At 64.4% G+C, this 20,024-nt stretch carries 17 protein-coding genes and 1 riboswitch; of the genes, 5 read left to right on the top strand and 12 right to left on the bottom strand.

What is annotated here, in order from left to right; all coding sequences use genetic code 11:
- A riboswitch (TPP riboswitch) is annotated at window positions 1-108 on the top strand.
- Window positions 104-1,933: a phosphomethylpyrimidine synthase ThiC gene (gene thiC, locus AC1DJB_RS03430; RefSeq protein ID WP_441437114.1), complete on the top strand. Its 1,830-nt coding sequence runs from the start codon at window positions 104-106 to the stop codon at window positions 1,931-1,933. It overlaps the preceding riboswitch by 5 nt.
- Here the strand turns inward: thiC and AC1DJB_RS03425 are convergent, their stop codons facing one another.
- Together AC1DJB_RS03425 and ffh are read right to left on the bottom strand one after the other, a co-directional pair.
- Window positions 1,934-2,683, bottom strand: coding sequence for an alpha/beta hydrolase (locus AC1DJB_RS03425; protein ID WP_441437115.1), 750 nt, complete (start codon window positions 2,681-2,683; stop codon window positions 1,934-1,936). It abuts the gene before it with no gap.
- Window positions 2,684-2,786: 103 nt separating this feature from the next.
- Complete coding sequence (ffh, locus tag AC1DJB_RS03420; RefSeq protein WP_284988338.1) at window positions 2,787-4,352, bottom strand: signal recognition particle protein; 1,566 nt, start codon at window positions 4,350-4,352, stop codon at window positions 2,787-2,789.
- Between the two features lie 151 nt (window positions 4,353-4,503).
- On the opposite strand from ffh, the gene AC1DJB_RS03415 reads away from it, so the two are divergent.
- Window positions 4,504-5,904 (top strand): glucose-6-phosphate dehydrogenase, encoded by a 1,401-nt coding sequence (locus AC1DJB_RS03415; RefSeq protein ID WP_441437116.1) that lies wholly within the window; start codon window positions 4,504-4,506, stop codon window positions 5,902-5,904.
- A gap of 94 nt (window positions 5,905-5,998) precedes the next feature.
- Here the strand turns inward: AC1DJB_RS03415 and AC1DJB_RS03410 are convergent, their stop codons facing one another.
- The gene (locus tag AC1DJB_RS03410) at window positions 5,999-6,337 is read right to left on the bottom strand and encodes a P-II family nitrogen regulator (RefSeq protein WP_028264639.1); all 339 of its coding nucleotides are present in this window, start codon (window positions 6,335-6,337) and stop codon (window positions 5,999-6,001) included.
- On the bottom strand, window positions 6,334-7,668 hold the full coding sequence (locus tag AC1DJB_RS03405; RefSeq protein WP_059387668.1) for an ammonium transporter: 1,335 nt from the start codon (window positions 7,666-7,668) through the stop codon (window positions 6,334-6,336). The genes AC1DJB_RS03410 and AC1DJB_RS03405 overlap by 4 nt, the downstream gene beginning before the upstream one ends.
- 225 nt (window positions 7,669-7,893) lie before the next feature.
- On the opposite strand from AC1DJB_RS03405, the gene AC1DJB_RS03400 reads away from it, so the two are divergent.
- Complete coding sequence (locus tag AC1DJB_RS03400) at window positions 7,894-9,138, top strand: MFS transporter (protein ID WP_441437117.1); 1,245 nt, start codon at window positions 7,894-7,896, stop codon at window positions 9,136-9,138.
- A 67-nt stretch (window positions 9,139-9,205) separates the two neighbouring features.
- Here the strand turns inward: AC1DJB_RS03400 and ftsY are convergent, their stop codons facing one another.
- The 7 genes from ftsY to coaD form a co-directional block, all read right to left on the bottom strand.
- Complete coding sequence (gene ftsY, locus AC1DJB_RS03395; RefSeq protein ID WP_441437118.1) at window positions 9,206-10,429, bottom strand: signal recognition particle-docking protein FtsY; 1,224 nt, start codon at window positions 10,427-10,429, stop codon at window positions 9,206-9,208.
- A 20-nt stretch (window positions 10,430-10,449) separates the two neighbouring features.
- A complete protein-coding gene (gene smc / locus AC1DJB_RS03390; RefSeq protein ID WP_441437119.1) occupies window positions 10,450-14,043 on the bottom strand; it encodes a chromosome segregation protein SMC in 3,594 nt (1,197 codons plus the stop codon).
- Between the two features lie 97 nt (window positions 14,044-14,140).
- Window positions 14,141-15,127, bottom strand: coding sequence for a bifunctional DNA-formamidopyrimidine glycosylase/DNA-(apurinic or apyrimidinic site) lyase (gene mutM, locus AC1DJB_RS03385; RefSeq protein WP_441437120.1), 987 nt, complete (start codon window positions 15,125-15,127; stop codon window positions 14,141-14,143).
- 8 nt (window positions 15,128-15,135) lie between these two features.
- Window positions 15,136-15,867 carry a ribonuclease III gene (rnc, locus tag AC1DJB_RS03380; RefSeq protein ID WP_284988344.1) on the bottom strand — a complete coding sequence of 244 codons (732 nt, stop codon included), beginning with the start codon at window positions 15,865-15,867 and terminating at the stop codon, window positions 15,136-15,138.
- 22 nt (window positions 15,868-15,889) lie between these two features.
- The gene (gene rpmF, locus AC1DJB_RS03375) at window positions 15,890-16,093 is read right to left on the bottom strand and encodes a 50S ribosomal protein L32 (RefSeq protein WP_028264646.1); all 204 of its coding nucleotides are present in this window, start codon (window positions 16,091-16,093) and stop codon (window positions 15,890-15,892) included.
- Window positions 16,094-16,125: 32 nt separating this feature from the next.
- Window positions 16,126-16,653, bottom strand: a complete 528-nt coding sequence (locus AC1DJB_RS03370) for a YceD family protein (RefSeq protein WP_059387665.1) — start codon at window positions 16,651-16,653, stop codon at window positions 16,126-16,128.
- A 146-nt stretch (window positions 16,654-16,799) separates the two neighbouring features.
- Window positions 16,800-17,285 carry a pantetheine-phosphate adenylyltransferase gene (coaD, locus tag AC1DJB_RS03365; protein WP_059387664.1) on the bottom strand — a complete coding sequence of 162 codons (486 nt, stop codon included), beginning with the start codon at window positions 17,283-17,285 and terminating at the stop codon, window positions 16,800-16,802.
- Window positions 17,286-17,390: 105 nt separating this feature from the next.
- Between coaD and AC1DJB_RS03360 the strand changes: the two genes are divergently transcribed.
- Together AC1DJB_RS03360 and AC1DJB_RS03355 are read left to right on the top strand one after the other, a co-directional pair.
- Window positions 17,391-18,620, top strand: a complete 1,230-nt coding sequence (locus AC1DJB_RS03360) for an aminotransferase class I/II-fold pyridoxal phosphate-dependent enzyme (protein ID WP_441437121.1) — start codon at window positions 17,391-17,393, stop codon at window positions 18,618-18,620.
- Between the two features lie 2 nt (window positions 18,621-18,622).
- Window positions 18,623-19,411 (top strand): spermidine synthase, encoded by a 789-nt coding sequence (locus AC1DJB_RS03355; protein WP_441437122.1) that lies wholly within the window; start codon window positions 18,623-18,625, stop codon window positions 19,409-19,411.
- Window positions 19,412-19,431: 20 nt separating this feature from the next.
- Here AC1DJB_RS03355 and rsmD read toward each other — a convergent pair whose 3' ends face one another.
- Complete coding sequence (gene rsmD / locus AC1DJB_RS03350; RefSeq protein ID WP_441437123.1) at window positions 19,432-19,998, bottom strand: 16S rRNA (guanine(966)-N(2))-methyltransferase RsmD; 567 nt, start codon at window positions 19,996-19,998, stop codon at window positions 19,432-19,434.
- Window positions 19,999-20,024: the final 26 nt, after the last annotated feature.

Here is a 20,024-nt window from a genome sequence, read left to right as displayed (position 1 = left end):
CTACGACCACACGGGGGCCCTTGCAAGGGCTGAGATCGGGCTGATGCAGCCTGCGACCGTTGAACCTGTCCGGGTAATGCCGGCGAAGGAAGTGAGTAATCCTTTGAGCACCAAAGAAACACAGCTGAGCCCTACCCAAAAGGGATCGGACCACGATGTGACCCACTCCCTCAAGTCGCATTCCCTCGCGTTCCTGGAGGATGCCGACACGGGAATCCGGGTTCCAGTGACGGAAATCGCCCTCGAACCGTCCCCCAACGGCGAGGCCAACGCCCCGTTCCAGGTGTACCGGACCGCCGGACCCGGGAGTGATCCCGTAGTGGGCCTCGAACCGTTCCGCAGCGAGTGGATCGAAGCCCGCGGCGACACTGAGGCCTACAGCGGCCGCGAACGGAACCTGCTCGACGACGGCAAGTCTGCCGTCCGCCGCGGCGCCGCCTCCGCGGAGTGGAAGGGGGCTCAGCCGGTGCCCCGCCGCGCCGTCGACGGCAAGACCGTGACACAGATGCATTACGCGAAACAGGGCATCGTCACGCCCGAAATGCAGTTCGTGGCACTTCGCGAAAACTGCGATGTGGAACTCGTCCGCAGCGAGGTCGCTGCCGGCCGGGCCATCATCCCCAACAACATCAACCACCCCGAATCCGAACCGATGATCATCGGCAAGGCGTTCCTGGTGAAGATCAACGCCAATATCGGCAACTCGGCCGTCACCAGCTCCATCGCCGAAGAGGTCGACAAGTTGCAGTGGGCAACGCAATGGGGCGCCGACACCGTCATGGACCTGTCCACGGGCGATGACATCCACACCACCCGCGAATGGATCATCCGTAACTCCCCCGTACCGATCGGCACCGTGCCCATCTACCAGGCCCTCGAGAAGGTCAACGGCGAAGCCAACAAGCTCACGTGGGAAATCTTCCGCGACACCGTCATTGAGCAGTGCGAGCAGGGCGTGGACTACATGACCATCCACGCCGGCGTGTTGCTGCGGTACGTGCCGCTCACCGCGAACCGCGTGACGGGCATCGTTTCCCGTGGCGGCTCCATCATGGCGGGCTGGTGCCTGGCCCACCACGAGGAAAACTTCCTCTACACCCACTTCGACGAGCTCTGCGAAATCTTCGCCAAGTACGACGTCGCGTTCTCGCTGGGTGATGGACTGCGCCCGGGCGCGACGGCGGACGCGAACGACGCCGCGCAGTTCGCCGAGCTGGACACCTTGGCCGAGCTGACGAAGCGCGCGTGGCAGTACGACGTGCAGGTCATGGTCGAAGGCCCCGGACACATCCCGTTCCACTTGGTGCGGGAGAACGTGGAGCGCCAGCAGGAGCTGTGTGACGGCGCGCCGTTCTACACGCTGGGCCCCCTTGTCACCGACGTCGCCCCGGGCTACGACCACATCACCTCCGCCATCGGCGCCACGGAGATCGCACGCTACGGAACCGCGATGCTCTGCTACGTCACTCCGAAGGAACATCTGGGCCTGCCCAACAAGGACGACGTCAAGACCGGCGTGATCACGTACAAAATCGCCGCCCACGCCGCTGACCTGGCCAAGGGACACCCCGGCGCCCACGAACGCGACGATGCGCTGTCCAAGGCCCGCTTCGAGTTCCGCTGGCGTGACCAGTTCGCGCTGTCGTTGGATCCGGTCACGGCCGAATCCTTCCACGACGAGACACTCCCGGCAGAACCGGCCAAGACGGCGCACTTCTGCTCCATGTGCGGACCAAAATTCTGCTCCATGCGCATTAGCCAGGACATCCGCGACGAATACGGCTCAGCCGATTCCCAAGCGGCCATCGCGGAAATGTATAGCGGCATGCGCGAAAAGAGCGAGGAGTTCCTGGCATCAGGGGGCAAGGTCTACTTGCCCGAGCTTGAGGTTCCCGCAGGAAAACGTGAGGCGGCGTCAGGAAACCTGAACTGATCAGGAAGCCTGGACTGATCCTGCGCGGCTGGCATCCGCGATGAAGGAGCGGATGATCCGGTCTCCTTCAACTGAGTCATGAGGCCGGTGTCCTCCAGCCGCAACGCGGTGGAGGGCGCCGGTTTCCTGCAAGTACCCGGCGATCTCTTCGTAGAGGGGTTCCCAACCACCGGTCAGCACAAGCGTGGGAACTCCCGGCACAATGTGCAGGGGCGCTTCCCACGGCGGAGCCTGGAGCCGCAGGCGTCGCGCGGTTCGCCGGGCCTCCGGGGTGCTGAGGACAGCCGCCTCGGAAGAAAACGCCCTGCGGACGAATTCGCGTTGGTAATCGTCATCGCTGAGTTCGTGCCGGATCCGGAACAACGGCTCCATGAGTGCCCGGTACGCCGCGGTGGCGGGTAATTCAGCTGTCAAGGAAAGACAAGCCGGTTCCACCAGCACGAGGGAGCGGACCAGGTCCGGCCGCTCCACCGCGGCCAACATGGCGGAAATCGCGCCTTGCGAGTGCGCGACCACATGGCCCCCACGCGCGGGGCCGGGGGCCGATGCGGCCTCCCGAGCTCCGAGGCACTCGAGGATAATCTCCACATCGGCTGCAACATCGGATTCCAAAGGCTCGGTCTGCGCATCAAAGCCGTGGCGTTTCAGGAACAGTGCATCGTACGCCAGCGCCATGCCATGCTGTTTCGGCCACGCCGCAGCGCCGAATGTGCCTGCTCCATGGACGAACACGACGCGCTGCTTTTGCATCCCCCCAGCCTATGGCACGGGGCTGACAACCCAACTCACTAGCAGTTGTTGTCGTTCTGAGGGGTCAAAACGACACCTACTGCTAGCCAGTTGGGTGGGATAGCTACTTACCGAGGAACTTGTCGAAGCCCTTGGGCAGGTTCAGCTGTGAGGGGTCGAAGTCGCCGGAAGGCTGGCCGAATGCCGCGCCGGTGCGGACGGCGTTCGCCCGCTTGTTCTCGGCGTCGCGCAGTTCCTGGGCAGCCTTGGCGGGGTTTCCGGAACGGGCCTTCTTCTTGGGCGCATTCTTGCTTGCCTTGCGGGACCCGCCACCGAGGCCGGGCATGCCAGGCATCCCGGGCATGCCGCCGCCCTGGGCCAGCTTCTTCATCATCTTCTGGGCCTGCGCAAAACGCTCCAGGAGGCCGTTGACCTCGGAGACGTGCACACCGGAACCACGGGCGATGCGGGCCCGACGGGAGCCGTTGATGATCTTCGGAGCCAGACGCTCGTGCGGGGTCATGGAGCGGACAATCGCCTCCACGCGATCGATTTCCCGCTCGTCGAACTGCTCCAGCTGCTGGCGGATGTTCTGCGCACCCGGCATCATCATGAGCATTTTCTTCATGGAGCCCATGTTGCGGATCTGCTGCATCTGGGCGAGGAAGTCGTCCAGGGTGAAGTCTTCCTGGTCGGCGAACTTCTTCGCCATCCGGGCCGCTTCATCCTTGTCCCAGTTCTTCTCGGCCTGTTCGATCAGGGTGAGAACGTCACCCATGTCGAGGATGCGGGAAGCCATGCGGTCCGGGTGGAACAGTTCGAAGTCGTCCAGGCCTTCGCCGGTGGATGCGAACATGACCGGCTTGCCGGTGACGGACGCGACCGAGAGCGCGGCACCACCGCGGGCGTCGCCGTCGAGCTTCGACAGCACGACGCCGGTGAAGTTGACGCCTTCGTCGAAGGCAACTGCCGTGTTGACGGCGTCCTGGCCGATCATGGAGTCGATGACGAACAGCACTTCGTTCGGGATGATCGCCTGGCGGATACGGCGCGCCTGGTCCATCATTTCGGCGTCGACGCCGAGGCGTCCCGCGGTGTCCACGATCACGACGTCGTGCAGCTTCTGCCGGGCTTCGTCGACGCCGGCGCGTGCGACGGCGACGGGGTCGCCGGTGGGAACATCCAGATCCGAGGTGGTGCCGGGGTGCGGAGCGAACACAGGTACGCCGGCCCGTTCGCCGACAATCTGGAGCTGCGTAACGGCGTTTGGACGCTGGAGGTCGGCGGCAACGAGCACAGGGCTGTGGCCTTGCGCCTTGAGCCATTTGGCAAGCTTGCCCGCGAGGGTGGTCTTACCCGCACCCTGCAAGCCGGCGAGCATGATGATGGTGGGCCCGGTCTTCGCCAAGCGGATACGGCGGGTCTCGCCGCCGAGGATCTCCTGGAGTTCCTCATTGACGATCTTGACGATCTGCTGGCTCGGGTTCAGTGCCGCGGAAACTTCGGCGCCCAAGGCGCGTTCACGGATGCGGCCGGTGAACTCGCGGACCACGGGCACGGCAACGTCGGCGTCCAAAAGGGCACGCCTGATCTCGCGGACGGTGGCGTCGACGTCGGCCTCAGTGAGGCGGCCCTTGCCACGGAGATTCTTGAAGGTTGCTGTCAACCGGTCAGAGAGTGAATTGAACACGCGCCGTGCACTTCTTTCAATGGTCTACGAATGGCGGCCGTTCCGACGCACCAATATCTTGACGATTCCTGCCCCAAACAAATCTGACTCAACTGAGGGACTCGACTATCTAGGGTACCAAGACGCGCCTGCAAGATGGCATGCTGGCACAGTGACCAGCAAAACAACAGTAAATACGTTGCTCATCCTAGGCGCCTCCGGAGATCTGACGGGCCGATTGCTGTTGCCGGGCCTCGCCAGGCTCGTGGCAAGCGGCCTCGCGGACGGCCTGAAGCTTGTCGGAGCGGGCTCCGACCCATGGACGCCCGAACAATGGGCCAAACGCGTGGGCGACGCCTTCGAGGAGGCAGCCAAGGGTGCAAGTGCCGCAGGCAAGAAAGCAATCGCGGCACTGGAGAAAAGTACCGAATACCATCAAGTGGATGTCACGGCGGACGGCCAGCTCGCGACGCTCCTGGCCGGGCTTGAAGCACCAATCGCCGTCTATTTCGCTTTGCCTCCACACATCAGCCAGAAGGCCTGCGAGGTCCTCACCGCCCAGCAGCTCCCTCCCGAAACTAGCCTGGTGATGGAGAAACCCTTCGGATCCAGCTCCGAATCCGCCCGTGAACTCAACAAGACCCTCGCCGCTTTGGTCCCGGAAGACCACATCCACCGCGTGGACCACTTCCTTGGCAAGGCCACCGTCTTCAACATCCTGGGCCTGCGCTTCGCCAACAGGTTCCTGGAGCCGGTGTGGAACCGGGACCACATCGAAAAAGTGGAGATCATCTTCGACGAAGACCTCGCACTCGAAGGGCGTGCCCGCTACTACGACGGAGCCGGCGCCCTCAAGGACATGATCCAGAGCCATTTGCTCCACATCATGGCATTGCTTGCCATCGATGCCCCCTCCACCATCGGCGAGCGCGATCTCCGCGACGCCATTTCAACGGTGCTGCGTGCGAGCAGCATCACCGCGCCCTACAAGAAGTCCACCCGACGGGCGCGCTACACCGCCGGCCGGATCGGCGACCGGGACGTGCCGGACTATGTCGCCGAAGCGGGCGTGGACCCTGCACGGGAAACGGAGACGCTAGCAGAAGTCGAAGTGGGAATCGATAACTGGCGCTGGAAAGGCGTCCCCTTCATCCTGCGCTCGGGAAAGGCTTTGGGTGCCGCGCGGAAAGAGGCGATCGTCACCTTCCGGCCCGTCCCGCACCTGCCGTCCGGATTCGAGGGTGTGGACTCCCCCAACCAGCTGCGCATCGGCTTCGGTCCTGACACCTTGCAGATCGACGTCGACGTCAACGGTCCCGGAAATATCTTTACTCTCGATCGAGTGACGCTCAACGCAGAACTGAATGCCTCCGATCTGCTGCCCTACGGAGAAGTGTTGGAAGGCGTCATTACCGGCGATCCGCTGCTCTCGGTGCGCGGCGACACCGCCGTCGACTGCTGGCGGATCATCGAGCCCGTGCTCAAGGCCTGGGCCAAGGATTCCGTGCCGCTCGAAAAGTACGACGCCGGCGGGCCGGGTCCCGTGGACTGGCCCACCGCCGTCGGGGACTAACCAGGCGGCCACGCTCCTGCGCTCCTGCGCAAGGGCACACGCAAGAGGGGCCGGGTACCTTTCCAGGTATCCGGCCCCTCCTTTGCGTTGGGCCTTAGATGGCTGCTGCGCCTCGCTCGCCCGTGCGGACACGGACTGCTTCGTAGACGTCCACGGTCCAGACCTTGCCGTCACCGGCACGGCCGGTATTGGAGGAAGCAATCAGGACATCGAGGATGTCGTCTGCCTGCTCATCCGTGGCCAGGACCTCCACGCGGATCTTGGGAAGCAGATCCACGTTGTACTCGGCCCCGCGGTACACCTCGGTGTAACCACGCTGCCGGCCGTAGCCGCTGGCCGCGCTGACCGTCAGTCCCTGTACCCCGTATGCTTCGAGCCCCTCGCGGATGGCGTCGAGCTTCTCCGGGCGGACGATCGCCGTAATGAGTTTCATGCCTGGACACTCTCCTTGCCTGATACGGATGCTTCGTCAGCTGCTTCGGACGATACCTTGCCGGTGATGAGGTCGTGAAGGGGCTGGAAGCTTCCGCCGTGGCCGCCGACACCGAACTCGTACGCCGTCTCGGCGTGCAGGCTGAGGTCTGCACCGGCGATCTCCTGGCGTTCGGAGATGCGGAAGCCCATGAGCTTGTGGATCGGGTAGGCGATGATGAACGTCATCACGCCGGTGAAGACGATCGAGCAAAGCGCTGCGAGCGACTGTGCAACCAGCTGGGTGGTCCCCCCGCCGTAGAACAGGCCTGCGGGACCCTGGGTCGGGGTGGCGAGGAAGCCGATGGCCACGGTGCCGATGATGCCGGACACCAGGTGGACGCCGACGACGTCCAGGGAGTCGTCGTAGCCGAGCTTGAACTTCAGGCCGACAGCAAGGGCCGAGGCGACGCCGGCTGCAATACCGAGTGCGATGGCGCCGAGCGGGGAAACGTTGGCGCAAGCCGGGGTGATGGCAACCAGGCCGGCGACGACGCCCGATGCCGCACCAAGCGACGTGGGGTGGCCGTCACGGATGCGCTCCACGACAAGCCAGCCGAGCATGGCCGCTGCCGGTGCGACGAGCGTGTTGATCCAGATCAGGCCAGCCTGCTGCACGTTTGCGGCGGCACCGGCGTTGAAGCCGAACCAGCCGAACCAGAGGATGGCTGCACCGAGCATGACCAGGGGCACGTTGTGCGGGCGGTGGTTCGGGTCCTTGCCGAAGCCCTTGCGGTTGCCGATGATCAGGACGAGGATGAGGCCGGCCACACCGGCGTTGATGTGCACCACGGTGCCACCGGCGAAGTCGATGACGGGAGCGAAAGTCTGGCCGAACCAGCCGGTTGCCGAGAAGAGGCCGCCGCCCCAGACCATGTAGGCCAGGGGTGCGTAGACGAGGGTGGCCCAGATCGGGGTAAACAGCGTCCAGGCCGAGAACTTGGCGCGGTCCGCGATGGCACCGGAGATGAGGGCGACGGTGATGATCGCGAAGGTTGCGGCGTATCCAACGTGGAGGAGGTCTGCCGGATCGGTGAAGTTGTGCAGACCGAAGTGGCTGAACGGATTCGCGAAGATCTGGAAGAAGTTGTCCGTGTTGCTTGTGGACATCGAGGCGCCCCACAGGACCCATACGAGGGTCACTGTGCCGATGGCGATGAAGCTCATCATCATCATGTTCAGGGCGGCCTTGGCACGGGTCATGCCGCCATAGAAGAATGCCAGGCCCGGGGTCATGAACAGCACGAAGGCTGATGCGACCAGGAGCCAAACGAGACCGGCGGTGAAGTCCATGTCTACGTCCTCTCTGCTTTTAGTTGCGGGCTGAGCCGCCTGTCCCAACGCATTTGCGTTCTACATAAGAGTTTTGCGGGGCAGTGTTTCACCTGCGAAGGTTTTAGATTGCGGGGCTGTTACAAGAACTTCTCGAACGTAAATGGTGCATATCACCCTTGTTACGGATATGTTTCGTCAGTTCCACTTTCCCCGCGCTCGTACTACCCAGAGGACCCCGACACCATGACTGCAAGCCCCGAATCCCCCGCCAATCAAGGAGCGAGGGCCGCGAAGGCTGCAATGCCACGGGACATCAAGGTGATGTTGGCGGCAGCGTTCCTGATTGCCCTGGGTTTCGGCCTCGTGGCGCCCGTACTCCCCCAGTTCGCCACGACGTTCGACGTCGGAGCAACGGCAGCCGCGGTGATCGTGAGCATTTTCGCGTTCATGCGCTTGGTGTTCGCTCCGGCCGGGGGTGCCCTGATGGGTCGGTTCGGCGAGCGTCCCGTGTACATCGCAGGGTTGCTGATTGTGGCTGCGTCGACTGCAGCCTGCGCCTTCGCCCAGAACTATTGGCAGCTGCTGGTCTTCCGGGGCCTTGGCGGAGCCGGTTCCGTGATGTTCACGGTTGCGGCGATGGGCCTCTTGATCAGGCTCGCCCCTCCGGAAAGCCGCGGACGGGTCTCCGGCGCGTATGCCTCCGCATTCCTGATCGGCAGCGTCCTGGGTCCCGTGGTTGGCGGGCTGCTGGCCGGCTTCGGCCTGCGCGTCCCCTTCCTCGCCTACGCGGCAGCCTTGGTCCTGGCGGCCTTGGTTGTTCGCACGCAGTTGACGGGACGTTCAGGGGGAGCGAAGCAAGGCGGCGCGGCGGGGCCGGCAATGCGCATGAAGGAGGCTTTGGGCGATTCTGCCTACCGGGCCGCCCTGTTCTCCAGTTTCAGCAATGGCTGGGCGACCTTCGGCGTGCGAATGGCCACTGTCCCCTTGTTCGCAGTGGTTGTGCTGGCCGGAGGCTCCGCCTCGGCGGGTTGGGCGCTGGCCGTGTTCGCGGGAGGAAACGCGCTGGCGCTGACCTTCTCCGGCCGCATGGCTGATAGTTTCGGCCGGAAGCCCATGATGCTGCTGGGCTTGATAGTCACCGGCCTGGCCACCGCGACCATCGGGTTGACCGGCAATCTTCCCGCGTTTTTCGCTGCGTCGGCTGCTGCCGGCTTCGGCTCCGGCTTGCTGAACCCGGCCCAGCAGGCCGCCGTCGGGGACATCATCGGCCGTGGCCGTTCCGGCGGCAAGGTGCTGGCGGCTTTCCAGATGGCCTCCGACGCCGGAGCTATTGTTGGCCCTGTCCTCGTCGGCCTCGTGGCTGATGGACTTGGCTACGGCTGGGCCTTCGGCGCAACCGGCGGCATCCTCCTGCTCGCCGCCGTCGGCTGGTCCGCGGCACGCGAGCCGATGCAGCGCGGCCAGGAAAGCGTCGACTCACCCAACTAGCTAGCAGTAGATGTCGTTAAGCGCCTTGAAAACGACAACAACTGCTAGTTAGTTGGGCTGGATGCGCCTAGTTGAGCAGGGCGTCGACGAAGGCTTCGGCCTCGAACGGCGCGAGGTCGTCCGGGCCTTCGCCCAGTCCAACAAGCTTGACCGGCACGCCGAGGGCCTTTTGGATCGCGACGACGATCCCGCCCTTCGCGGTACCGTCCAGCTTCGTAAGCACGATTCCCGTGATGTTGACCACCTCGGAGAAGACCTTGGCCTGGTTCAGGCCGTTCTGTCCGGTGGTCGCATCCAGTACGAGCAGGACTTCGTCCACTTCGGCCAGCTTCTCGATGACGCGCTTGACCTTGCTGAGCTCGTCCATGAGGCCAACCTTGTTTTGCAAGCGGCCGGCGGTGTCGATCATGACGACATCCACTTCCTGCTCAATGCCGGACTTGACGGCTTCATAGGCGACAGAGGCTGGGTCTGCGCCGACGACGTGCGACCTGACGGTTGCGACGCCGACACGCTGGCCCCACGTAGCGAGCTGCTCGGCAGCCGCTGCGCGGAAGGTGTCGGCGGCGCCCAGCAGGACGTCCTTGTCTTCGGCGACGAGAACGCGCGCCAGCTTGCCGACGGTGGTGGTCTTGCCCACCCCGTTGACGCCGACGACGATCATGATGGCCGGGTGGGCGCCCTTGCGTTCCACGTTCAGGCTGCGGTCCATCGTGGGATCCACGAGCTTGATGAGTTCCTCGCGCAGGAGGGCCTTGACATCCTCGGGGCTACGGGTGCCTTGGACCTTGACCCGCGCACGCAGGGCATCGACCAGCTGCATGGTGGGCTCGGTGCCGAGGTCGGCGAGCAGCAGTGTCTCTTCGACTTCGTCCCAGACGTTTTCGTCGATCTTGTCGCTCGAAAGTAGGGCCAGGAGACCCTTCCCGAGAATGCTGTTCGATTTGACCAACCGCGCGCGAAGCCGGTTGAGGCGGCCCTCGACAGGCGCAGGGGTCTCCACCTGGATAAGTTCCAGTCCCACGGCGTCGTCCGGAACGTCGGTCTCCGGTACGGCGAGGTCGGCGGGTTCGACGACGGGCCCGGGCGCCGTGCGATCCGGCGCGGTCCCGGGGGCGTCGTCGACGATCGTTCCGCCGCCTGCCGGCGCCCTGTCGGCGGGGTCGTTGGCGTCGCGCGTTCCAGCGTAAGTCGAGGAGGACTTCCGCGCCTTGAGCAGGACAGGAATCAGCCCTCCGACCACCACGATGGCAGCGACAATGGACAAAATAATGGGGAGGAGATCGTTCACTCCCCTAGCTTCTCACAAAGCTAGACCTCGGCACCGAGCCTTTGGCTGATGACGGTGGACACGCCGTCGCCCCGCATAGTCACTCCGTAGAGGGCGTCCGCGACTTCCATGGTCCGCTTCTGGTGCGTAATGACAATCAGCTGGCTGGACTCGCGCAGCTCTTCGAAAATCGTGATCAGCCTGCCCAGGTTCGTATCGTCCAACGCGGCTTCCACTTCGTCCATGACGTAGAACGGCGAAGGCCGCGCCTTGAAAATCGCCACGAGCAGCGCGACAGCCGTCAACGACCGTTCGCCACCGGAAAGCAAGGACAACCGCTTGATCTTCTTCCCGGCAGGCCGAGCCTCCACCTCGATTCCGGTGGTCAGCATGTCATCAGGGTCCGTCAGCACCAACTTGCCTTCACCGCCGGGGAAGAGCCGCGCAAAGACGTGGTCGAACTGTTTGGAGGTATCGGCGAAGGCCTCGGCAAAGACCTGCTGGACGCGGTTGTCCACCTCCTTGATGATGTCCAAAAGGTCCTTGCGACTGGACTTGAGGTCTTCCAGCTGCGTGCTCAGGAATTGGTGGCGCTCCTCGAGTGCGGCGAATTCCTCAAGCGCCAGGGGGTTCACTTTGCCAAGGGCTGCGAGGTCCCTTTCGGCCTTGCGGAGCCGTTTCTCCTGCTCGGCGCGGACGAAGGGAACACCCTCGACGATGGCGTTCCCGTCCTCGTCCACCGGCGCGCGGAGTTCGGCCCACTTGTCCACGGCAGCCGCGGGCACGGGAACGGGCTGCTCCGGACCGAAGTCGGCCACGAGTTGTTCCGCCGACAGGCCAAGCTCCTCGATGGCTCGGGTTTCCAGCGCTTCGATCCTGAGCCGTTGCTGGGCTCGCGCGAGTTCGTCGCGGTGGACGGAGTCCGTCAGTCCCGCCAGCTCCTGGGCCAACTTCTCATTGCTGCTCCGGACATCAGCGAGTTCCTTTTCGCGCTGCTCCCGGACGGCCTCGGCGACGTCCCGGGCGCGGGCGGCCAGGTCCACTGACACGTCAACGAAACGCACGGTCTGTTCGACGGCGGAAGCAACGGCGGAAGCCCGCTCGGCTTGCGCTTTGCGACGCAAGGCCCGGCGCGCAGCTTCCTCCCGTGCCCGCCGTTCGCTCGCGGCGGCCCGCTCCAAGGAGGCGGCCCGGTTGCTGGTCGCGGCGAGCTGTTCTTCAGCGCTCCGCAGGCCCAGCCTGACCTCCATCTCACGGGACCGTGCTTCGCTGGCAGCCCTGGCCAAGGCATCGCGTTGCTCCGTGGACGGCTCTTCCTCCTGGGGGGCCTCTTCTGCTGCGGCCAACCGTTCCGCCGCAAGCTCAAGGGACTCCTCTGCCACGGCGATGTTCAGTTCGGCCTTGGCGAGGGACTCCGCCATTCGATCGCGCTCCGCGACGGCGCTGCGCAACTGGGAATTCAGGTGGCCGAGCCGTTCGGCGACGGCAGCCAGGCGGGCATCCGAATCGTGGAGTTTGTCGAGCGCCGCGTTCGCCCGTTCCTGGGCATCGGCCCGGCGTGCTTCGGCTCCAGCCAGGGCGAACTTTCCCCGCTCAAGACGGGTGGCGAGCTCCAGGAGCCGGGCATCGGCGTCGTCCACTGCGGCCTGGACTTCAAGGAGCGACGGCGCCGTGGCCGATCCACCGTCCACCGTCAGTGCCCTGAAGACATCTCCTTCCCGGGTCACTGCGGTAAGCCCCGGGTTGCCGGCAATGAGGCTGGCCGCCGTTTCCAAGTCGTCGACGACGGCGGTGGACGCCAGGAGGGTCATGACGCCTCTCGCTTCGGGAGCGTCAGCCGCCACCAACTCGGCGGCCCAGCGCGCGCCGTCAGGCAGCATCGGCGACTCCGGCAGGCCAGCCTCGGGACCCGCGGTGGGTGCGGCGCCTGCCACCAAAAGCGAGGCGCGTCCGGCGTCGGCGTCCTTCAAGAGCCGCATCGCGGCGACGGCCCCCGCGCCGTCCGCCACCACGACGGCGTCGGAAGCACTGCCAAGTGCTGCGGCCACGGCAGTCTCATACCCGGGCTCCACCCTCAGGAGGGAAGCGAGCGAGCCCAAAACACCGGGGTGGTCCGAGGACAGAAGCCGCGAGGAGCCATCCTTGCGGTTGAGTCCAAGCTGCAAGGCATCACGGCGGGCGGTGAGCGCATCGCGTTCGCGGACTTCATCGCGTTCGGCAGCCTTCAACGCCTCAATCTCGGCGTTGATCTCGTCAAGAAGGGCGCTTGCGTCTTCGTATTCGGCGTCGAGGCTTTCTTCGCCGTCTTCGACGCCGGCCACTTGCGACTCGAGGGTCGTAAATTCGCTTTGCGCGTGGCGACGACGTTCCTCACCGGCTGCCAGCGATTCCCTGAGCCTGCCCCGCTCAGCCTCGGCCGCCTCGGCCCGGGAGCGTGCGGCGGCCAATTGACCGACGAGTTTCGCGAGGCCTTCACGGCGATCGGCGGCGGCCCGCAACACGGCAGTCAGGCGTTTGTCTTCGGCGGCGGCCAGGTTCTCGGCGTCCTGTTTGGCTGCGGTTGCCTCAAGCAGGCCCGCTTGCTTCGCCAGGATGTCGTGCTCGAGCTCCGATTGTTCCTGCCGGACCCGGGCGGCCTGCCGGTCCAGATGGTCCGGATCGCGGCCTGAATCCGGGGCGGCGTCGGAGGCGCCAAGGAGGCGGCGACGCTCGGTCGCGAGCGATCCCAGGGCGCGGAGCCGGTCCCTGGTTGCGGACAGCTGGTACCAATCGTCCCTGGCCGCATTGAGCCGGGGTGTCGCCTCGGCCGCGAGCTGCTCGAGGCGGATCTGGCGTTGGCGGCCTGCGGCGAGCTCCGCTTCTACTACCTCGCGGCGCTCTTTCAACGCGGCCTCGTCGGCGACATCCTTCTCCAACGCCCGGGTGTGCCGGACGAGATCATCGGCCAGCAGCCGGGACTTGGCGTCGCGGACGTCGAACTGCACGGTCTGGGCGCGGCGGGCGACTTCGGCCTGTTTGCCCAGCGGCGTGAGTTGGCGACGGATTTCCGCCGTGAGGTCACCAAGGCGTTGCAGGTTCGCCTGCATGGCTTCCAGCTTGCGGACGGTCTTTTCCTTGCGACGCCGGTGCTTGAGGATACCTGCGGCTTCTTCAATGAATCCCCTGCGGTCCTCGGGGGTGGCGTGCAGGACGCGGTCCAGCTGCCCCTGCCCCACGATCACATGCATCTCCCGGCCAAGGCCTGAATCCGAGAGCAATTCCTGGATGTCCAGGAGGCGGCAGGGCGATCCGTTGATGGCGTACTCGGATCCGCCGGTCCGGAAGAGCGTGCGGGAAATGGTGACTTCGCTGTACTCGATCGGCAGGGCGCCGTCGGCGTTGTCGATCGTCAGGGCAACGTGCGCGCGGCCCAGCGGAGGCCGCCCCGATGTGCCGGCGAAGATGACGTCTTCCATTTTGCCGCCGCGCAGGGTCTTGGCGCCCTGTTCGCCCATGACCCAGGCCAGCGCGTCAACCACATTGGACTTGCCCGAACCGTTGGGGCCAACAACGGCGGTGACGCCCGGCTCGAAGTCGAACGTCGTGGCCGACGCGAACGACTTGAATCCCCGGACAGTCAAACTTTTCAGATGCAAGGTGTTTCGGATCTCCTGAGTGGCTGAATTCCCGTTCTCAATCTACTGCCCGACGGCGGAAATCCCCGGATTTGCGGGGCAAACCGGCGAATCCGCGCTACCAGCGGCCGTTGCGCGGCTTCGGCTGGCAGATCGGGCACGTGTACGAGGAGCGGTTCATGAATTGCTCGCGTTTGATCACACCCGGAAGTCCAACGGCGGAACACCGCCTGCACGGCTCGCCCGCCCGTCCATAGGCATCCAAGGACCGGGCGAAGTATCCCGAAACTCCGTTGACATTGACGTAAAGCGAATCGAAGCTCGTCCCGCCGGCTGCGAGGGCGTCGCTCATGACTTCCTTCGCGGCATCGACGAGCCTCACGGCATCGGCCCGCTTGAGGGTGTCTGTCGGTTTGGCATAGTGCAGCTTGGCCCGCCAGAGCGATTCGTCGGCGTAGATGTTGCCTATCCCGGAGATGACTCCCTGATCCAACAGGGCCCGCTTGAGCCCGGTCTTGCGGGCTTTGACCTTGCGGTAGAAGTCGTCAAAGGAAAAGTGCGGGTCCAGCGGATCGCGGGCGATGTGCGAGGCTTCTTCGGCAATTTCCGGGAGGGGTGTCTCGCCCTGGCCGCCGGGACCGCCGTCGGAGGTCGGTACAAGCGAGGTGACAAACAGTCCGCCGAAGATCCGTTGGTCCACGAACCGCAACTGCTCCGGCATGCCATCCGACGTGCTGAGGCGGAAGCGGACTTTGAGGTGCTTCTCGTCCGGAACCCCCGGATCCTGCATGAGGAGCTGCCCGCTCATACCGAGGTGCGCCATCAGCGCGACGCCGGGGACCGCGACGCCGGGCATCGCGTCGCCGGACACGGCCTCGCCGGTGCTGCGGGGTTCCTCGGTCCTCAGCGGCATCCACAGGAACTTGCCGCGCCGGACGACATCCAAAACCGTGGAGTTCTCAAGGTTCCCGATGAAGTCTTCCGTGCCCAACGCGTGACGGCGGATGGAACGGGGATCAAGCACCTCCACGTCAGTGATGGTCCGGCCGCGCACCCAGCGTGCCAGGCCGCGGCGGACCACTTCGACTTCGGGCAGTTCCGGCATGTGAAGAATCAGGCGCTGTGCGCGGGATCAGCCGGAGAGTCGGCTTTGCCATTCAGCGCGACCTTGCTGTTAAGGGTGCGCCACGCATCTGCTGCGGCTTCCTGCTCGGCTTCCTTTTTGGAGTGGCCCGTGCCTTTGCCGTAGGCGGTGCCGCCGATCTGGAGCACTGCCTCAAAGCTGCGCGCGTGGTCCGGGCCGGAGCCTTCGACTGCATAGTAGATGGACCCGAGCTGACGGCTTGCGGCAAGCTCCTGCATGCTGGTCTTCCAGTCGGTGCCGGCGCCGAGGGCTGCCGCATCCTTGAGCAAGGGTCCAACGAGCCGCATCACGAGCTGCCGGGCGGTCTCAATGTCGTTGGAAAGATACGTGGCGCCGATGAGCGCTTCCATGGTGTCCGCAAGAATTGAAGACTTGTTCTTACCGTCGGTGAGCCTTTCGCCCTGCCCGAGGTAGATGAATTCGCCGATGCCGAGGTCCCGGCCGATACCCGCCAGCGCGCGGGTGCTGACGACGGCGGAGCGTCGCTTCGCGAGTTCGCCCTCCGGAAGCGCCGGGTTGTCGCGGTAGAGCGAATCGGTCACGGAAAAGCCCAGGATGGAGTCGCCCAGGAATTCGAGGCGCTCATTGGTGGGAATCCCACCATTTTCATACGCGTATGAACGATGTGTCAGAGCAAGACGAAGCGTCTCGGCGTCAATGGAGACACCGAGACGCTTCAGAAGCTCTTCAGTTGAAGACATCCTTGTCAGCCTTGTGGCGGATTTAGACGTCTGCGACCTTGCGGCCCTTGTATTCAAGGAACAGCGCGGTCCCGGCAGAGTCGGTGACGACCTTTGCCTGGTGCGGCAGGCTGTAAACAACCTGGCCGTTTTCGATGGTCTTGACCAAGTTGGGGGCAGTTGCCTTCCACTGGGCACGGCGGGCGCGTGTATTTGCGCGAGACATTTTCCGCTTGGGAACAGCCACGGCTATCTCATTTCTCTTTTAGTCAACACTTACTAATCAGTTTGCCGGTCGGTCTTAGCCAGTTCAGCTAGGGCAGCCCAGCGAGGATCCAGGTCCTCGTGGTGGTGCCCCGGCTCGTCTTCCAGACGCACTCCGCATATTGAGCAAAGGCCCTGGCAGTCTTCCCGGCACACCGGCTGGAACGGCAGCATGGTTACAACCGCGTCCCGCAACACCGGTTCAAGATCGATTAGATCGTGCTCGACTCGACGTTGCTCTTCATCGTCTTCTTCGTCCGAAAGCTCGACGCCTTCATAGAAGAAAAGTTCTTGCACATTGACCTCAAGGTCATACGCAAGGGGATCCAGGCATCGTCCGCATTCGCCCTTGACTTCAGCGAACACAGTTCCAGATACCAGAATTCCTTCGTGTACGGCCTCAAGCCTCAAGTCGAGCTCGATATCCGAGCCTTCCTGAACGCCAATGAGTGCCACGCCAAGGTCACTTGGCGCGGGTACATGTTCCGTGAGCGTCCGCATGCTTCCTGGACTACGTCCGAGGTCCTTGACGTCCAGCGTCAAGGGCGAACTTGCATCTCGCTTAATGAGAACTCCTGTAGAACATATGACCGACGTACCATCTTAGCCTGAACGCGCGAGCGGACTCAAACCGGGTCAATTACAACGCGTTCTGCCCGAGGTACCGATCCAGCTTACCCGTTGCGGGGCTACTCCGCTGCCGACCCGCCAGCAAGGAGCCTCCTGAGCACCGATTTAGGCACGAAATCGGAGACATCCCCGCCCAGGAGGGAGATTTCCTTGATGAGCGTGGACGACAAATGCAGGTAATGGGCCTCAGCCGGAAGAAAGACGGTCTCGACGCCGGACAACTGGCGGTTCATGGTGGCCATGGGAAGTTCGTAGTCAAAATCCGAGGACGAACGCAAGCCCTTCACGATCGCCGAAATTCCCCGGTGCCTGCAGTATTCGGCGAGCAGTCCCTCACCCATGGGCTCCACGATGATCCCCCGCAAGGAAGCCAGGGTCTCCCGGGCCATGTCCATGCGCTCTTCCAAGCTGAAGCGGTACTTCTTCGCGTAGTTGGTGGACACCGCGACGACGACTTCATCGAACAAGCCGGCGGCCCTTGCGATGACTTCCAAATGTCCGTTGTGGATAGGGTCGAAGGAGCCAGGGCACACAGCGCGTCTCATGGTTCGAACCTACCCCATCCGGGGCCGCAGGCACTATGGCGATACCATGGCTGAAACGGCGGGCCGGACGAGCCGGAAGCCAGCACCCAGGAAGGCAACCCCACAGTGACGAGCCCGGCCTCTCTCAGCCAGAACACGTCCGCCGCGCCATGGCAGCGAGCCGCCAGCGGAGCCAACCTGCTTTCGGCCGACGGCAGCCTAGGAGTGACCATCTTCGAAGAAATGACCACCCTGGCGATGTCCACCGGCGCCATCAACCTGGGCCAGGGATTCCCGGACGAGGACGGGCCGGCGGAAATCAAGGCAGCAGCCCAGGCGGCCATTACGGCGGGAGCCAACCAGTACGCTCCCGGCAAGGGCATCCCTGAACTTCGCGAGGCCATCGCCGCACACCAGGAACGCTTCTACGGACTGACCCCGGACCCGCAGACGGAGGTCGTTGTGACCACCGGAGCCACCGAGGCCATCGCCGCCGCATTGCTCGCATTCATCGAGCCCGGCGACGAGGTCCTGACTTTCGAGCCCTTCTATGACTCTTATGGCGCCATCATCGGACTTGCCGGGGCCAAGCATGTGACCGCTCCCTTGCTGGCACCGGACTTCCTTCCGGACGTGGATGCCATGGAATCGGCATTCAGCGAGCGCACCAAGGTTGTGCTGCTCAACAACCCGCACAATCCCACGGGGGCGGTCTTCCCGCGCGAGGTGCTGGTACGCGTCGTCGAACTCGCCCGGAAATACGATGCCGTGATCCTCAGCGATGAAGTCTACGAGCACCTCACCTTCGGTGTGCAGCACCTTCCGGTCGCCGGTATCCCCGGAGCGGCCGAACGAAGCGTCACGATTTCCTCGGCCGGCAAGACGTTCTCGTTCACCGGCTGGAAGATCGGCTGGCTCAGCGGACCCGCCCACCTTGTGGCGGCGATCCGCACCGTCAAACAATTCCTCAGCTACAGTTCCGGCACCCCCTTCCAAAGTGCGATCGCAGTGGGCCTTGCCCTTCCCGATGAGTTCTATAGCGGTATCGCGTCCAACCTCCAGCACAAGCGTGACATCCTGGCCGAGGGACTGCGGGCCGCCGGCTTCGGCGTCTACACGACGCAGGGAACATACTTCATCAATGTGGACACCGCGCCCCTCGGCATCAGGGACTCCGTGGACTTGGCACGAAAGCTTCCGGAGCTCGTAGGAGTGGCCGCCATCCCTGTACCCGTGTTTTGCCACCCGGAAGGCGCGGAGAGGACGCGCAGCCTGCTCCGGTTCGCGTTCTGCAAGAAGACCGAAGTATTGGAAGAAGCGGCCGCCCGGCTGGCCACCCTGCGGAACAAGCTCTGACCGTGTCAACGGGGCAAAATCACGAGGGGCGTCGATTCCTGCGGGCCACCGGCCAGCATGCCGCAATCGAAGCCGACACGCTGATCGACGGCGCCTACATCCTGCGCATCGGCGACGCCGAGCAATCCCATGTCAACCTCGCGGAACCCGCGGAAGTCTTCTACGAATACCTGCGCAGGATCGGCCATGTGGTGGATCTGGCCGCGCCGGCCGGACAAGCAATCACTGCACTTCATCTCGGCGCTGGGGCCTTGACCCTGGCCCGCTATATCCAGGCGACGAGGCCAGGTTCGGACCAACACGCCGTCGAACTCGAACGTGAATTGCTCGACTTCGTGCTGCAGAAGTTGCCCATGCCTGACGGCACCCTTTTGGAGACCCATATCGGCGACGCGCGCGAAACACTCGCCGAACTGCCCGCGGAACTCGAGTTCGACGTCGTGATCCTGGACATCTTCTCCGGTCCCGAGGCTCCGGCGCATATCGCCTGCCAGGAATTCTATGAAGAGGCCGCGGCGCGGCTCCGGCCCGATGGAGTGCTCATCGTCAACGTCGGCGACGAAGCAGCCCTGACCCTGGTACGCAGCCAGGTCGCCGCGATGCGCCGGGCGGTGCCGGACGTTGCCGCGTTCGCTGAGGCTGGCATGTTCGCCGGCCGCTATCCCGGCAACATCATCCTGGTGGGAACGCGCCGGCCGTGGCCGGCTGGCTGGACAGCGGAACTCCTGGCCCGGGGGCCGCACCCGGCGGCCGTACTGAGCGGAGTCGAACTGGACCGGTTGTCGGGCTAGCGCCGGCTTTCGGGCTAGCGCTAGACGGGCTCGGCGAACCAGAGCTTGGTTTCGCCGTACTTTTTGTCGGCAAACCGTTCCAGGGTGTCCGGCCAGTCCGGTTCCGGGGACCGTGAGGAACGCTCGACGACCACCACCGCGCCTTCATCGAGGTGGAAGGCAAGCTTGGTGAGGACAGCCTTGAGGGAAGGCTCATCCAAAGGGTACGGCGGATCCAGGAACACCAGGTCCCAGAGGACGTCATCCGCCGCGCGTTCCAGGAAGGACTCCACTTTGGAACGTAGGACCGAGACAGTCCTTCGCCCCAGCACTTGGTTGGCCATGTCTGCATTTCGCTGGCAGACCTCGGAGGCGCGTGCATCAAATTCCACGAGTTCGGCAGTGCGCGCCCCCCGGCTTGCACTTTCGATGCCGAGAGACCCCGAACCCGCATAAAGATCCAGGACCCGGGCGTCGTCGATGGCGTCGAGCGCCTCGAGCCGGGAGAACAACGCTTCCTTGACGCGGTCCGTCGTGGGCCGGGTGGCGTTTCCGGGGACGCTGACCAGCGGGTTTCCGCCGACCACGCCGGCAATGATCCGGCTCACCGGCCACCTCCCGGGGCGGCGCACCC

Source organism: Arthrobacter sp. 01T428, assembly GCF_056398685.1.
The sequence above is the reverse complement of the archived record's forward strand: the minus strand, read 5'-3'. Positions and strand labels throughout refer to the sequence as shown.